This window comes from Actinomyces sp. oral taxon 849 str. F0330, from assembly GCF_000239715.1.
Lineage (GTDB): Bacteria > Actinomycetota > Actinomycetes > Actinomycetales > Actinomycetaceae > Actinomyces > Actinomyces johnsonii.
In genome coordinates this window covers 48,249-61,464 of sequence record NZ_JH470349.1, presented here as the reverse complement: position 1 = coordinate 61,464, position 13,216 = coordinate 48,249, and the positions used below count along the sequence as shown (strand labels likewise).

12 protein-coding genes are annotated in these 13,216 nt (G+C 68.6%); 4 read left to right on the top strand and 8 right to left on the bottom strand.

All coding sequences use genetic code 11. The features are described from left to right. Positions 1-107 precede the first annotated feature (107 nt). Positions 108-1,358 carry an ABC transporter permease gene (locus HMPREF0975_RS02375; protein WP_009232519.1) on the top strand — a complete coding sequence of 417 codons (1,251 nt, stop codon included), beginning with the start codon at positions 108-110 and terminating at the stop codon, positions 1,356-1,358. A gap of 226 nt (positions 1,359-1,584) precedes the next feature. Here HMPREF0975_RS02375 and HMPREF0975_RS02370 read toward each other — a convergent pair whose 3' ends face one another. From HMPREF0975_RS02370 to HMPREF0975_RS02355, 4 genes are all read right to left on the bottom strand, one after another. Continuing rightward, positions 1,585-1,767, bottom strand: coding sequence for an Rv0909 family putative TA system antitoxin (locus HMPREF0975_RS02370; RefSeq protein ID WP_009232518.1), 183 nt, complete (start codon positions 1,765-1,767; stop codon positions 1,585-1,587). A gap of 211 nt (positions 1,768-1,978) precedes the next feature. Continuing rightward, positions 1,979-2,452, bottom strand: coding sequence for an MmcQ/YjbR family DNA-binding protein (locus HMPREF0975_RS02365; protein ID WP_009232517.1), 474 nt, complete (start codon positions 2,450-2,452; stop codon positions 1,979-1,981). 200 nt (positions 2,453-2,652) lie between these two features. Continuing rightward, positions 2,653-3,420 (bottom strand): hypothetical protein, encoded by a 768-nt coding sequence (locus HMPREF0975_RS02360; RefSeq protein WP_009232516.1) that lies wholly within the window; start codon positions 3,418-3,420, stop codon positions 2,653-2,655. A gap of 165 nt (positions 3,421-3,585) precedes the next feature. Then, the gene (locus tag HMPREF0975_RS02355) at positions 3,586-4,287 is read right to left on the bottom strand and encodes a hypothetical protein (protein WP_009232515.1); all 702 of its coding nucleotides are present in this window, start codon (positions 4,285-4,287) and stop codon (positions 3,586-3,588) included. 244 nt (positions 4,288-4,531) lie between these two features. Between HMPREF0975_RS02355 and clpB the strand changes: the two genes are divergently transcribed. Further along, on the top strand, positions 4,532-7,210 hold the full coding sequence (clpB, locus tag HMPREF0975_RS02350) for an ATP-dependent chaperone ClpB (protein ID WP_009232514.1): 2,679 nt from the start codon (positions 4,532-4,534) through the stop codon (positions 7,208-7,210). 111 nt (positions 7,211-7,321) lie between these two features. On the opposite strand, the gene HMPREF0975_RS02345 is transcribed toward clpB, so the two are convergent. From HMPREF0975_RS02345 to HMPREF0975_RS02335, 3 genes are all read right to left on the bottom strand, one after another. After that, complete coding sequence (locus HMPREF0975_RS02345; protein ID WP_009232513.1) at positions 7,322-8,386, bottom strand: DUF3152 domain-containing protein; 1,065 nt, start codon at positions 8,384-8,386, stop codon at positions 7,322-7,324. Between the two features lie 148 nt (positions 8,387-8,534). Further along, positions 8,535-9,164 carry an RES family NAD+ phosphorylase gene (locus HMPREF0975_RS02340; protein WP_156808147.1) on the bottom strand — a complete coding sequence of 210 codons (630 nt, stop codon included), beginning with the start codon at positions 9,162-9,164 and terminating at the stop codon, positions 8,535-8,537. After that, positions 9,161-9,751 (bottom strand): hypothetical protein, encoded by a 591-nt coding sequence (locus tag HMPREF0975_RS02335; protein ID WP_009232511.1) that lies wholly within the window; start codon positions 9,749-9,751, stop codon positions 9,161-9,163. Before HMPREF0975_RS02335 ends, HMPREF0975_RS02340 begins: the two co-directional genes overlap by 4 nt. Before the next feature lie 470 nt (positions 9,752-10,221). On the opposite strand from HMPREF0975_RS02335, the gene HMPREF0975_RS02330 reads away from it, so the two are divergent. Then, on the top strand, positions 10,222-11,025 hold the full coding sequence (locus HMPREF0975_RS02330; RefSeq protein ID WP_009232510.1) for a TetR/AcrR family transcriptional regulator: 804 nt from the start codon (positions 10,222-10,224) through the stop codon (positions 11,023-11,025). Between the two features lie 135 nt (positions 11,026-11,160). Here the strand turns inward: HMPREF0975_RS02330 and HMPREF0975_RS02325 are convergent, their stop codons facing one another. Further along, entirely contained in the window at positions 11,161-11,841 is a 681-nt protein-coding gene (locus tag HMPREF0975_RS02325; protein WP_083840698.1) for an HAD family hydrolase, read from the bottom strand. Positions 11,842-12,045: 204 nt separating this feature from the next. On the opposite strand from HMPREF0975_RS02325, the gene HMPREF0975_RS02320 reads away from it, so the two are divergent. Then, positions 12,046-13,056, top strand: coding sequence for a LacI family DNA-binding transcriptional regulator (locus HMPREF0975_RS02320; protein WP_009232508.1), 1,011 nt, complete (start codon positions 12,046-12,048; stop codon positions 13,054-13,056). The last annotated feature ends 160 nt before the right edge of the window (positions 13,057-13,216 follow it).

The window sequence follows — 13,216 nt, the reverse complement described above, 5'->3', positions numbered from 1 at the left end:
ATCATCGTCATCACCCACGACAACGAGCTGGCCGCCCAGCTTCCCCGGCAGACTCGCCATCCGCGACGGCCGCATCGTGGGGGACTCAAGTCAGAAGGAGATCGTCCATGACGACGTCTACGCTCCGGCCTGACCGTGACCGCAACGGCCAGGACGGCGAATCCGGACGGCGGCTCCAGCGCTCGCGGCTGCGCCTGGCCGACGTGCTGCGCCTGGGGGGCACCGGCATCAAGGCTCGTCCCACCCGCGCCTTCCTATCCGCCCTGGGCATCGCCATCGGCATCGCCGCCATGATCTCGGTGGTGGGCATCTCGGCCTCCAGCCGCGCCCAGCTCTCCGCCCAGCTCGATTCTCTGGGGACCAATCTGCTGACGGCCACCGCCGGCCAGGACCTCTTCGGCAACTCCTCCTCACTGCCTCAGGACACCGTCGGCAAGGTCCGGCTCATCGACAACGTCCAGAGCGCCTCGAGCACCGGCCTGGTCAAGAACTCGCTGGTCTACCGCAGCCCGCTCATCGACAAGAACGCCTCCGGCGGTATCACCACCCTGGCTGCGGACAAGTCGCTGCTCGACGTCGTGGCCGGGCAGGTGGACAAGGGCACGTGGCTCAACGAGGCCACCAGCCAGTACCCAGCCACGGTCCTGGGGCAGACGGCGGCCCAGCGCCTGGGTGTCGTCTCGCCGGGGACCAAGGTGTGGATCGGCGGCAACTGGTTCACCGTGGTCGGCATCCTCAAACCGGTGGTGCTGGCACCCGAGCTCAACAACGCCGCTCTCATCGGTCAGGGCGTGGCCAGCAACCTGCTGGGGCACGATGCCAAGCCGACGACGGTCTACACGCGCAGCCAGGACGCCGCCGTCTCCACGGTGCGCAAGGTGCTCGCGCCGTCGATCTCGCCGCAGGCCCCCAACGAGGTCAAGGTCTCGCGCCCCTCGGATGCGCTGGAGGCCAAGAACGCGGCCGACAAGGCCTTCACCAGCCTGCTGCTGGGCGTGGGCTCGATCGCCCTGCTCGTCGGCGGCATCGGGGTCGCCAACACGATGATCATCTCGGTGCTCGAGCGCCGACGGGAAATCGGGCTGAGACGTTCTCTAGGCGCCATGCGCGGCCACATCCTGGTGCAGTTCATGACAGAAGCGCTCCTGCTGGCCTCCCTGGGCGGCGCCCTGGGCTGCGTCATCGGCATCGGGGTGACTGCCGGGATGTCGGCCGCCAACGGCTGGCCCTTCTCCCTGCCGGTGATCGCCGTCGCTGGCGGGCTGGGAGTCACCATCGTCATCGGCGCCCTGGCCGGCGTGTACCCGGCCGTTCGAGCCTCCCGCACTCCTCCGACCGCCGCGCTCAACGCGCAGTAGGGGAAGGGCTGGAGAAGCCCGAGGAGGCGCGGATAAGACGTCCCGGTGGGAGACGGCTGGGTTTGTATGCCGACGACGCCGGACAGCGGTGGCCGACTCGTCGGTACCGGGAGAGGAGCCCAGATCGGCCGGGACTGCTCGAGGGCCCCGCACCAGCACGGTGCGGGGCCCTCGTTCCTGCGATTAGAAGACCGCTGAGCTTGGAGCGGACATGCTCTCAGTCGGATCAGTCGGTGCCGAGCTTGCCGTCGACGGTGTCGCGGGCGGCGTCGATCTTGTCGTCGTACTTGCCGCCGGTCGCCTTCTTGGCCGCGCCGGCTGCGGCGTCCAGCGCCTTGTCGCTGATCGCCTCGGCCTTGTCGGAGTTGAGAGCTTCACCGGCCTTCTTCGCCAGGTCATCAAGTCCCATGTGTGTCTCCTTCCGTCGGGTGGCCGGACGTCGGACGACGGCGGCCTTGCCTGAATAGTGCCAGGTTTAGGCAGGAGCGTCACCCACAGCGGTACTCCGCAGGTTTCGCCTTGCGAACCGTACCCTTTCGCCGGCGACGTTCCACACGGCTGGGAACAGGAAACCGGCACCCGTACGCGCGGGATGTCTCCACAGAGGTCGCGGCAGTCCTTCACCACTGCCAGGTGGGGCGGGCAGGGGCACCCGATGCGTCGGCCAGGAGGACGGCCTCGCGCACACGGCGGGTCAGGAGGGACAGGACGAGTCGGTAGGAGTCCTCCACCATGTCGGCGGCGTCGTCGGCCCGGTAGTCGGGGCTGGTCAGGTCGATGCTCACCCAGTGGCGCTTGGACTGGTGGAAGCCCGGCTCCACCCAGCCGTAGGCGGCCCGCACGGCGACGACGTCCTCGGGATCGAGCTTGACATTGGCCAGAAGACGGCCGTCGGTGTGGGTGATGAGCAGCAGGAACAGGCGGGTGCCCACCGAGGCGACGGGGATGTCCCACTCGGGCTTGTCGCCCGCCCAAGCGCCGGGCAAGCCGGCCGCGCGGGTCAGGAGAGCATCGCGGCGGGAGGCGACGGTGGCGTCGTCGGCGCGCGCGGAGGGCTCGTTGAGGTGAGGGACGTGGCGGGGCGGGTCGGTCATCGACGTCGAGCCTACGTTCTCCTCACACTCCTCACAGCCGGGGACATGTCGCGTGTGCGGGCCTTTTGCCTTCCGTACGCGTAGAAGGCCCCGTGAGAAATCGATGTGCACCCGGCCGCCTGGGATGTCCCCGACTGTGCTCAAGGGAAAGCCATGTCGGTGGACTATCGGCAGCCTGAAACGGGTTGGCCGGCCCGGCTTCAGTGGATCGTGTCGATGATCGTGTTGGTGATCTGCGTTTCCTCGTCTGCGGTGCCGGCCGATACATAGATCGTTGTGTAGCTGGCGGCGCCCGCTGTGGGCTGGGAGGTCGGGACGACGATGACAGCTCCCTCGGCGGTCTTGCCCCCTCCCTGTATCGTGTAGGTCCCTACTGCGGCCTCACCCTTGGCGGTCTGCTTGGTGGTGTATTCCTTGAGGGTCGCGCCTTGGCCGGCGAGTAGTAACTCGATGTTGGACTTGGAGGGGACTGATGCCAGCTGTTGGGTCTGCGCTGCCATGTTGACGTTGTTGTAGAACCCGGTGCTGTCCTGTTTTTTGGCGCGGTAGAAGACGTCGAACGCGGCGGTCTGCTGGTCGAGGGCGGCGCCGTCGATGCCCATGGTCTGGGCGACCCTCTCCTTCTCTGAGGAGTCGAGGTTCTTGAGGTCCTGCCAGTCCTTCGGAACGGCGAAGGTCAGGCCGGTGCTGGAGCCGGTGATTTCCTGGGTGTCGCCGGAGGCGGGCTTCGCCGACGAACCTGCCTGGCTGGGCGAGGTGTCGCTGGTGGCGGTCTTCTTGTCCTTGCCGTCCTTGTCCTTGCTGTCCTTGTCCTTCGTGTCGCTCTTGCTTGAGTCCGCAGAGCTGTCGGAGGCGGCTGAGCTGGAAGAGCTGGAGTCCTGCGTGTTGTCTTCGCAGGCGGTCAGGACCGGGGCTGTGATGAGTGTGAGGCTGGCGATCAGGGCTGCGGCGGTGCGTGCGGTTGACATGATGCTCCAGTGTGTGAGGGGAAAGACCTTGCCAGGACATCACACTTGGCTGGGAGTGTTCCATGGAGAGACATCCCCGATAACGGGATCTGGGGTCTTGAAGGGGCGCCGGGGCATCGTGCTAATGGGGCGGTGCCTGTGAAGGCTGGTGAGCCGGTCGAGCTCTCAGCGAGCCGTCTCGACAATGGTGGAGACGATGGTGTCGACCTCCTCGGCGCTGCCGGCCGTCACCGCGATGCGCGCATAGGTACCTGCCGACGTCGGAATGGCGACGACCGCGCCCGGCATCTGAACGCCCTGAACCGGTGCGGTCGAGGTGTCGACGGCGGCCTGGCCGTAGGTGGACTGCCTGGTCGAGTAGCCGGTCGGCGTCCCGCCCCGCTGCGTGATGAACTCGTCCAGACTCGCCTGAGACGGTGGTGTCGACGACGTCTCGGCCTCCTTGGCGACGGCGGCGCTGCTGAAGGAGTGGCTGTCCTGCGAGAACAGTCCGTAGAAGGCGTCGGTGCCGCTGAGCTTCTGGGAGAAGGTCGCAGGGTCCACGCCCTGGACGCGGGCGATGAGCGTCTTCTGGTCCTCGGTGAGCGCATTGAGGTCCTGCCAGCCCTCGGGCACGGCGAAGGTAATGCCGACTGTGGGGGCGGTCATCGCCTGGTGGCCTGCCGGGATGGAGGGCGCCGCACTAGCGCCGTTCGAAGCGCTCGCGCTGGACTGTGCGGCGGTGCCGGCACCGCTCGGCGCGGCAGTGGCGGCGGAGGAGGCCTGTCCGCTTAACCCGGTTGAACCCGCCGACGAGGGGGCGCCCTGGGAGCAGCCCGCAAGGACGAGTGCGATGGTCAGGACAAGGGCGGCGCGCGTAGCTCTCATGATTTCTCCGGAGTCGGGACGTTACTGTGACGTGACCTTACCCGTGCTGCCTCACGACAGCGCTTCAGGCAATCGGTCGGCGCGGCGGAGATCGGTGCGATCGTTGTTGAAATGACGGGAGAAGCGACTGGGGGAGTAGCCCACGTCACTGTCAGCTCAAGAAGTTGAGCGGAATAGACTCAACCCTGAGAAGGTTGAGGTGGCCAGAAGACGCAAGACGTTACCAACCTCAAAGGAGGTCCATATGGACACGAACTACACCACGAAGTCGCAGGAGGCGATCTCCGGGGCCATGCAGGCCGCCGCCGCGGCCGGCAACCCCCAGATCGAGCCGGCGCATCTGCTCGTTGAGCTCCTCTCCCAACCCGATGGTGTCGCCGCGGGGCTCCTAGCCGCCGTCTGCCCCGACGCCGCGGCCCGCCAGGCCGTCGGCGCCTCCGCGCGCCGCATCCTGACCCAGCTGCCAGCCTCCTCGGGTTCCTCGATGACTCAGCCCCAGCCCTCGCGCGCCCTGCTGGCCGCTCTGGAAGCCGCCTCGACGATCGCCAAGGAGCTCGATGACGAGTACATCTCCACCGAGCACCTGCTCATTGGCCTGGCCAAGGGCGACACCTCCGGCTCGACGCCCACCGTTGCCCGCGTCCTGGCCGACGCTGGAGCCACCCCGGAGGCGCTCATCGAGGCCCTGCCGCAGGTCCGCGGTTCCTCTCGCGTCACCTCCGCCAACCCCGAGGGCACCTACAAGACCCTCGAGAAGTACGGCACCGACCTCACCGAGGCCGCCCGCGAGGGCCGTCTTGACCCGGTCATCGGCCGTGACGCCGAGATCCGCCGCGTCGTGCAGGTCCTGTCTCGACGCACCAAGAACAACCCGGTCCTCATTGGCGAGCCCGGCGTCGGCAAGACCGCCGTCGTCGAGGGCCTGGCCCAGCGCATCGTCGCCGGCGACGTCCCCGACTCCCTGCGCGGCAAGCGCCTCATCGCCCTGGACCTGTCCGGGATGGTGGCCGGAGCCAAGTACCGTGGTGAGTTCGAGGAGCGCCTCAAGGCCGTCCTCAAGGAGATCAAGGACTCCGATGGAGAGGTCATCACCTTCATCGACGAACTGCACACCGTCGTCGGCGCCGGCGGCGGTTCCGAGGGTGCGATGGACGCCGGCAACATGCTCAAGCCCATGCTGGCCCGAGGCGAACTGCGCATGGTGGGCGCCACCACCCTGGACGAGTACCGCGAGAACATCGAGAAGGACCCCGCCCTGGAGCGCCGCTTCCAGCAGGTCTTCGTCGGTGAGCCCAGCGTCGAGGACACTGTCGCCATCCTGCGCGGCATCGCCCCCAAGTACGAGGCCCATCACCAGGTGACCATCTCCGACGGCGCCCTCGTGGCGGCCGCCACCCTCTCCGACCGGTACATCACCGGTCGCCAACTGCCCGACAAGGCCATCGACCTGGTCGACGAGGCCGCCTCCCGGCTGCGCATGGAGCTCGACTCCAGCCCCGTGGAGATCGACGAGCTGCGCCGCCGCGTAGACCGCATGCGCATGGAGGAGGCCTACCTGGACGAGTCCATTGAGGAGGTGACCAAGGCCGACCCCGCCGACGTCGACCGCCTGGAGCGCCTGCGCGCCGAGCTGGCCGACGCCTCCGAGGAACTGGCCTCGCTCAACGCCCGATGGGAGGCCGAGAAGGCCGGCCACAACAAGGTCGGTGAGCTACGCGCCGCCCTGGACGAGATGCGCACCCGCGCCGATCTGGCCGAGCGCGAGGGCAACTTCGAGGAGGCCGGTCGCCTGCGCTACGGCGATATGCCGGCTCTGGAGCGCCAGATCCGCGAGGCCGAGGCCGCCGACGCCGCCGAACAGGCCGCCGGTGAACCGATGATCGCCGAGAAGGTCGGCGCCTCCGAGATCGCCGAGGTCGTGGGCTCCTGGACCGGCATCCCCGTGGGCAAGCTGCTCCAGGGCGAGACCGAGAAGCTCCTGACCATGGAGGACGTCATCGGTGAGCGCCTCATCGGGCAGAAGGCCGCCGTGGCCGCCGTGGCCGACGCGGTGCGCCGCTCGCGGGCCGGGATCTCCGACCCCGACCGTCCCACCGGATCCTTCCTCTTCCTGGGGCCCACGGGCGTGGGCAAGACCGAGCTGGCCAAGGCCCTGGCCGAGTTCCTCTTCGACGACGAGCGCGCCATCGTGCGCATCGATATGTCCGAGTACTCCGAGAAGCACTCCGTGGCGCGCCTCGTGGGCGCCCCTCCCGGGTACGTCGGCTACGAGGAGGGCGGTCAGCTCACCGAGGCCGTGCGGCGTCGGCCCTACTCCGTGGTCCTGCTCGACGAGGTCGAGAAGGCCCACCCCGAGGTCTTCGACATCCTCCTGCAGGTGCTCGACGATGGCCGCCTCACCGATGGTCAGGGGCGTACGGTCGACTTCCGCAACGTCATCCTGGTGCTCACCTCGAACCTGGGCAGCCAGTTCCTCATCGACCCGCTCACCAGCCCCGAGGAGAAGCGCAATGAGGTCATGAGTGTGGTTCAGGCATCCTTCAAGCCGGAGTTCCTCAACCGCCTCGACGACATCATCGTCTTCGAGGCCCTCAGCAAGGAGGAGCTGGGCGAGATCGTCGAGATTCAGCTGGCGCGCATCGCCAGGCGCCTGAAGGACCGGCGCCTGAGCCTGCACGTGACCGATGCGGCCCGAAGCTGGCTGGCCGACGAGGGCTACGACCCCGCCTACGGGGCCCGGCCGCTGCGCCGCCTCGTCCAGCGGGAGATCGGCGATCGCCTGGCCCGCATGCTGCTGGCCGGGGAGGTCCTCGACGGGCAGAAGGTTGTCGTCGACAAGGCCGACGGCAGTGACGGCCTGACGCTGCGGGCCGAAGGGGAGGCGCACACGTCCTCCGCGGCCTCGGCCGCGTCGCCGGCCTGAGCCGGGACGGCTGACTGGCCTGATCGGTTCGAGCGGGCTGACGGGACAACGACGGGGCGGACCTGCCGCACAGGTGGGTTTGCCCCGTCGGGCTGTCCGCAACGGCGCACCTCAGCCGCCGGGTTGGTTGTCGTGAGTGGGCCAGGCGTTGTAGACGCAGCCGCCGGCGAGGTCGTGGCTCTGCTGTGCCATGAGGGGCGCCTTGAGGCCGGCCCCGGCGCAGAACTCGTGCTCGTGGCCGAGGAAGTGGCCCACCTCGTGGTTGGTGACGTAGGTGCGGTAGGAATCGACGTCGGGGTAAGTGACGGCGCCCCAGTTCCAGCGGTCGGAGTTGATGACCACGTTGTTCGCGTTGCGGCAGCTCCACATGCCGGAGGTGTCCAGCGGCGCGCACAGGGCGTCGGCGCTGGGCGGTGTGGCGATGTTGAAGGTGAAGTCGGCGGCGGCGGGGTCGGCCACCGCCTCGAAGGATGTGTTCTGCGCGGTGGGCCAGCCGCGCTCGTCGTTGAGGATGCGCTCCACGATGGGGGCAGCCGCGGCGGCGTCGACATGGGTGCCGCCCTCGATGCGCAGCACGTAGCGGTAGACGGTTGCGGCCGCGGGCCGGGAGACGGGCACTGCCGGGGCGAACGTCCAGGTGCCGTCGCCGACGGCGTCGGAGTGCGCGAATCCCTCGGCGTCCACACGCGGAGGCGGCAGCGTTGGGGCTGACGGGGACGGCGACGCCGACGGCCCGGAGGAGGCCTGCGCCGTCGGCGAGGCCGCTCCACTGGCGGGTGGTCGCGATGATGGTGCGGCTGCGGCCTCCGCCGGGGCCGGCGATGGCGTCGCGGTCGTGTCGGTTTTCAGCGGCAGGGCGAAACCGGGATGGAGGCCCCAGATGCGCAGTCCGACGATGACGAGGACGACCGCTACCAGGAAGGTGGTGCCGTAGAAGAGGCGGTTGCGGCTGCGGCGCTGCTGCCGCTCCCGTCGGGCGACGATGAGCGCGCGACGGCTGGCGGGGTCGAGGCTCTCGCCCGACGAACGGCGACCGGTGGAGTGGTGTCCGGCCGGGCTGCGGCGCAGGGAGCTGGAGGGCGCCGCTCGGCGTCCTGAAGCCGACGACGAGGCACGGCCGGGACCCCGTTTGGGGCGGGAGGGGCGCCGCGGCGGCTGCGGGGTCGAGGGGCGCATATCGCCATCGTAGGGTGCGCAACGGCAGTTAACCTCTCGAGCAGTAGTGGAACGCGGAAGGTCACATGCGGCCTCCCAGTGCCGAAAACGCCCTTCACGACTTCTGCTGTGGCTTATCGAGGTGAAAGTCGTGTCGCCGAGTGCTGGGTCAGACGATCTCGTAGCCGATCTCGGGTGCGAGTACTGTCAAGAGGGCGTAGATCGTTGCGTCGACCAGCGGCTCGGCGTGCTGGGGCAGCGCCGGCACGCTGTCCCGCGCCGGGGAGAACAGCACCGTCATGTCGTCGCCGGTCATCGTCGAGCGGGTGCGCAGGCCGTCGATGTCGGGCAGCTGAACCCTGATGGCTCGCGCCCAGGCCCGACATGTCGATCGGCGCGCGCTGTCGAGGCTGACCGAGGCGCCGTTGCGCAGGGCCCAGGTACTGGTGAGGTCGAGCAGGCGCAGCGGGCGGGTCGCCTCCCACACCTGCAGGAGGGGCATGTCGCTGCGCGTGTCGATGACTCGGGTGTCGGCGAAGACCTCTGCCGCGCAGGTGAGCAGGTCGCCGGCGGTGTACAGAACTCCGCAGTCGGGGTGCTCGCCCGTCGGAAGCGGGTGCGGATCCCAGCGGCATCGCGGGTGTGGCCCCCAGGTCCTCATCTCGCCCCACGGCAGGGGGAAGCGGCTTGCCGCGAAGACGATGCGGACGAGCTCGGCGCGCTCCACCGTCAGGATGTCCTCCGGACGGGTCTGGAGCGTTGACGGCGGCTGCGGAGGATTCTTCGGACGAGGCCTCACCGGTGGTCCGCATCGGAGAGCTGCTGGACGACCTCTGCCGGATCCCCGCCGGCGATCAGCCACTGCGTGGGCGCCATCCCATCGAGCAGCTCAGGGTCCGGCGTCGTCATCCGGGCCTCGATGGTGGCCGGCGTCAGCCCCTCCCGCAAGACCGGTACAACCATCGCCAGCCCCGGGATCGGGTGGCCGTCGTGGAACTGCCAGGTGGGGAACCTCAGTGACCGTCCCTCGGAGTAGGCGTAGAGGGTGCGTCCGGCTGCGCGGGTGATCGTCGTCGTCGCACGGCCGAGCAGGGTGGCGACCTGACGTGTACTCAGAGAACGAGCCAGGTCGCAGGCGGCCCGGACGGCCTCGTGCTGAGCGGTGAGCTGTTCGGCGTACGCACGATCCGACAGAATCCGCTCAAGCGTGCGGGTCGTGGCCTTGGTACGTCCACGGGGGGTGGTCCGGGCCAGGAAGTCGGCCATGCCGGCTGTCAGCGGCCCGACGCCGTCTCGCGATGTACGGGCCGTGGCCTCGCGCATCGCGTCCGCAAGATCCTGTTCGCTGAGGTCGAGGTCATCGAGCAGTCCGGCAAGAGCAGTCATGGCACAAGCGTAACGCATCGAATTCGTATGCGCATGCATGCATGATGCGTTGGTCTTCCCGGCGTCTACTCGCACTGCGCGAGCCTCGGTGCTGTCGGGGCTCACCGTCCCGTGCCTTCCGGCGCGTCGACATTCGGGAACGGTCGCCGGTATTTGAACCGGAAACAAGATTGTCGCAAGTGTTATAGAACCGTGACACAAATGGTGTTGCCACACGCTTCTGGGCATATTTATAAGAAGATCTGAGTAGTCCATGGGAGGATGGGGGTGAATGGAGATCCCAGTGGCCGCACAGACCGCGCGGTTGGAGATCTCTGTGCTGGTAGGAGCTGATTAATTGTGCGAAAACAGAGATCAAGTCGTCACACACGTCACGGGCAGGGCACGTAGAGGTCACACTTGAGCGGATTATTCCGATGAACACCTTTCCGCCTTGCAATTCCCTTACTGGAAGGTGCCATGATTCGGCCATGAACACTGTCAGTACCCCGACTCCGCCCTTAGCTGCCCCGGCTAGGCGGCGCGGACCCGGGCGCCCCCGAGCGGGCAGTGAGGACAAGCGAGTACGCATCCTCAACGAAGCCGTGGTTCTCTTCGGAGAGCACGGATATGCCGGCACCTCCCTAGCCGACATCGCCAATGCGGCAGACATTTCCAAGGCCGGACTGCTGCACCACTTCTCCTCCAAGGACGAGCTCTTCGCCAAGGTGCTCGAGCGCCGTGACCGTGAGGACGCCCTGAGCATCCTCGTGGAGTCTCCTGATGGAGAGGACGACCCCGTCGACGCCCCGGCGGACGCCGTCGGCAACGTGGGCACCCTGGATGTCGTCGGCACCGCCGACGCCGAGGCCGATCCCTGGGCGCTTCTGGAGCGCTACATCGAGTTGCTCGAGCGCAACGTCGCACATCGGGACCTCACGGCGATCTACACCGCCACGGCGGTCTCGGTCCTGGATGCCTCGCACCCCGCGCACCGTTGGATGGCGGACCATCTCAACGGCGCCGTCGAGCGTTTCGAGACCAGCTTCGAGGCCGGCAAGGCCGCCGGGCTCGTGGACCCGCAGATGCCCTCGCGTCTCGTGGCGCGCAGCCTGGTCGCCCTCACCGACGGGCTTCAACTGCAGTGGCTGTGCTCGACGACTCCCGGGACGGCCGCCTCGCAGTCCCTGGGCACCGACCTGGTCGCGGAGATCCGTCTCTACGTCGACTGCCTGCGCAGTCAGTGGGAGCTCCAGCAGACCCCGGAGACCCCGCAGCGGCCCAAGGCCGCCTGAGAGGCGCCCGGAACTCGCGGCCTGAGCGGTCTCAACCGGTCGTCAATGATCCCTACCATCCCATCCGGCTCGGGAACCCAGCGGTTCTCGAGCCGGTCCTGCGTCCGGCTTGCCGGCCGCCCGTGTCGGCCCGCGTCAGCGCTGGGCCCACAGCAGCAGGTGCGGGGTGATCGAGGCCAGGTTCGGGACGACGACGAGGCCGGGGTCGGCCGGGAAGTGCTTCTGCGCGCCGATCTGCACGACGTGGATTCCATTGCTCCGGGCCGAGGCCGCTCCCGTGGGGGAGTCCTCGACGACGACACAGTCCTCGGGGCGCAGGTCGAGGCGTTCGACCGCCGTCGCGTAGGGCAACGGGTCGGGCTTGGCCCCGACGCCGTCGTCGCCGGTGACTAGGACCGCGAAGACGTCGCCGAGCGCGGAGGCGACGTTCTCGACGATCTTGCGCGGTGAGGCCGAGACAATCGCCTGGGCCAACCCCACCTCCGCCAGTGCCGACGTAATCCGCAGCGCCCCGGGCAGCAGGGGTGGTGCGGCGGTCACGGAGGCTTCGACGTCGCGCGCGATCGCCTCGAAGACCTCCTGTGTAGCCGGATCGTCCCAGGAACTCGTGGCGCCGGTGGCAGCGATGAGCTCTCGGGCCGTGCGGATAGAGGCGCCGGTCATCCGGGCAACGAGCTCGGGGCGTGGGTTACCGCCCAGGGCCTGGCAGTGGTGGATGAAGGCCTCGTCCCAGAAGGGCTGGGAGTCCATGAGGGTACCGTCCATGTCCCATAGGACGGCGCGCACCGTGAAGTCGGGAGTGGAGGTCGTGGTCACGGGAACCAGCCTAACGGTCATGCGCTCCAGCGCGCAGGCGGAATGGTGCGCGCAGACCCGCCTGCCGGCATTCAGAGTTATGTGCTGCGTCGCCGTCCTGGCAGACTGCCTCCAAACTGCCGGGCGGCGCGCGCCGAAGCCGGTCAGGTCAGTTGGGACCGCCGGGTGCGGGCGGCGGAGTCGGAGGGACCGGCAGGAGGCGGGATGAACGACACCTACAGGACCACCATGGAGGATGTGGCCCGGGCTGCCGGCGTCTCACGCACTACGGTGTCCTTCGTTCTCAACAACCGCGATGGCGCCCGCATCGCCCCGGAGACCCGCGAGCGCGTCCAGCAGGTGGCCGCCGAGCTCGGCTACCGTCCCCACGGTGGGGCGCGCGCCCTGGCCTCGCGGCGCTCCGCCCTCATCGGATTGGTCTCCGAGATCGTCACCAGTCCCTTCGGTGCTGCTACGATCCGCGGAATCCAGGACACGGTCCGGCGTGCCGGCTACACCCTGTTCATCGTGCCGAGCTCGACCGAGGCGACCATGGACTCCGAGGCCTTCGAGACGCTCCTGAAGTCCCGGGTCGAGGGCATCATCTACGCCACCGGCTGGAACTGTCGTGTCCGCATGCCGGCGCAGGCCCGTGAGATCCCCACTGTCCTGGTTCACTGCATCGACCCGGTCTCCGGCCTGCCCTGCGTGCGCCCCGATGAGGAGCAGATGGGACGTCTGGCCGCCCGGGCCCTTCTGGAGGGCCACCACCGGGATATCGGCGTTATCGAGCTCGATCCGAACGACGGCGAGGCCGCGCCTGGCCGGCGTGCCGGCTGCGAGGCCTACCTGGAGCAGGCCGGCATCCCCTGGAGCACCGTGCGCGTCGCCGTCGGCCACGGCACCACCCGGGGCGGGTACGCCGCGGCCGCCCGCCTTCTGACGGATCATCCCTGGCTGACTGGGCTGGTGTGCGGCAATGACCGCATGGCCATGGGTGCCTATGACGCCATCCGTGAGCGGGGCCTGCGGGTGCGCGAGGACGTGGCCGTCATCGGGATCGACGACCAGGAGCTCATTGCCGACCAGGTCCATCCCGCTCTGACGACGGTCGCGCTGCCCTTCGAGGAGATGGGGCAGGTGGCCGTCTCCCTCCTGCTGGACCTCATGGAGGGCGAGGAGGTGCCCGCCGAGACGCTTCTGCCCGGGCAGATCATCCGCCGCTCCTCGGCCTGAGCCGACGGCGCGGAGTGCCTTCATTCGTGAGGCGGGGCGGTCACGCCTTCCGACGGCGCAGGTGCAGTGCGTAGGCGCCGGTCGCGGTGGCCAGGACGCCCAGGACGCCGAGTGTCAGGGACACGCCGGTGCGGGCCAGCGGGAACCCGCCCGACTTTCC

Excerpts from the sequence above, each read along its gene's own strand:
- HMPREF0975_RS02320 (WP_009232508.1), top strand. The coding sequence starts at position 12,046 with ATGAACGACACCTACAGGACCACCATGGAGGATGTGGCCCGGGCTGCC.
- HMPREF0975_RS02355 (WP_009232515.1), bottom strand. The coding sequence starts at position 4,287 with ATGAGAGCTACGCGCGCCGCCCTTGTCCTGACCATCGCACTCGTCCTT.
- HMPREF0975_RS02365 (WP_009232517.1), bottom strand. The coding sequence starts at position 2,452 with ATGACCGACCCGCCCCGCCACGTCCCTCACCTCAACGAGCCCTCCGCG.
- HMPREF0975_RS02360 (WP_009232516.1), bottom strand. The coding sequence starts at position 3,420 with ATGTCAACCGCACGCACCGCCGCAGCCCTGATCGCCAGCCTCACACTC.
- HMPREF0975_RS02335 (WP_009232511.1), bottom strand. The coding sequence starts at position 9,751 with ATGACTGCTCTTGCCGGACTGCTCGATGACCTCGACCTCAGCGAACAG.
- HMPREF0975_RS02370 (WP_009232518.1), bottom strand. The coding sequence starts at position 1,767 with ATGGGACTTGATGACCTGGCGAAGAAGGCCGGTGAAGCTCTCAACTCC.
- clpB (WP_009232514.1), top strand. The coding sequence starts at position 4,532 with ATGGACACGAACTACACCACGAAGTCGCAGGAGGCGATCTCCGGGGCC.
- HMPREF0975_RS02345 (WP_009232513.1), bottom strand. The coding sequence starts at position 8,386 with ATGCGCCCCTCGACCCCGCAGCCGCCGCGGCGCCCCTCCCGCCCCAAA.
- HMPREF0975_RS02375 (WP_009232519.1), top strand. The coding sequence starts at position 108 with ATGACGACGTCTACGCTCCGGCCTGACCGTGACCGCAACGGCCAGGAC.
- HMPREF0975_RS02330 (WP_009232510.1), top strand. The coding sequence starts at position 10,222 with ATGAACACTGTCAGTACCCCGACTCCGCCCTTAGCTGCCCCGGCTAGG.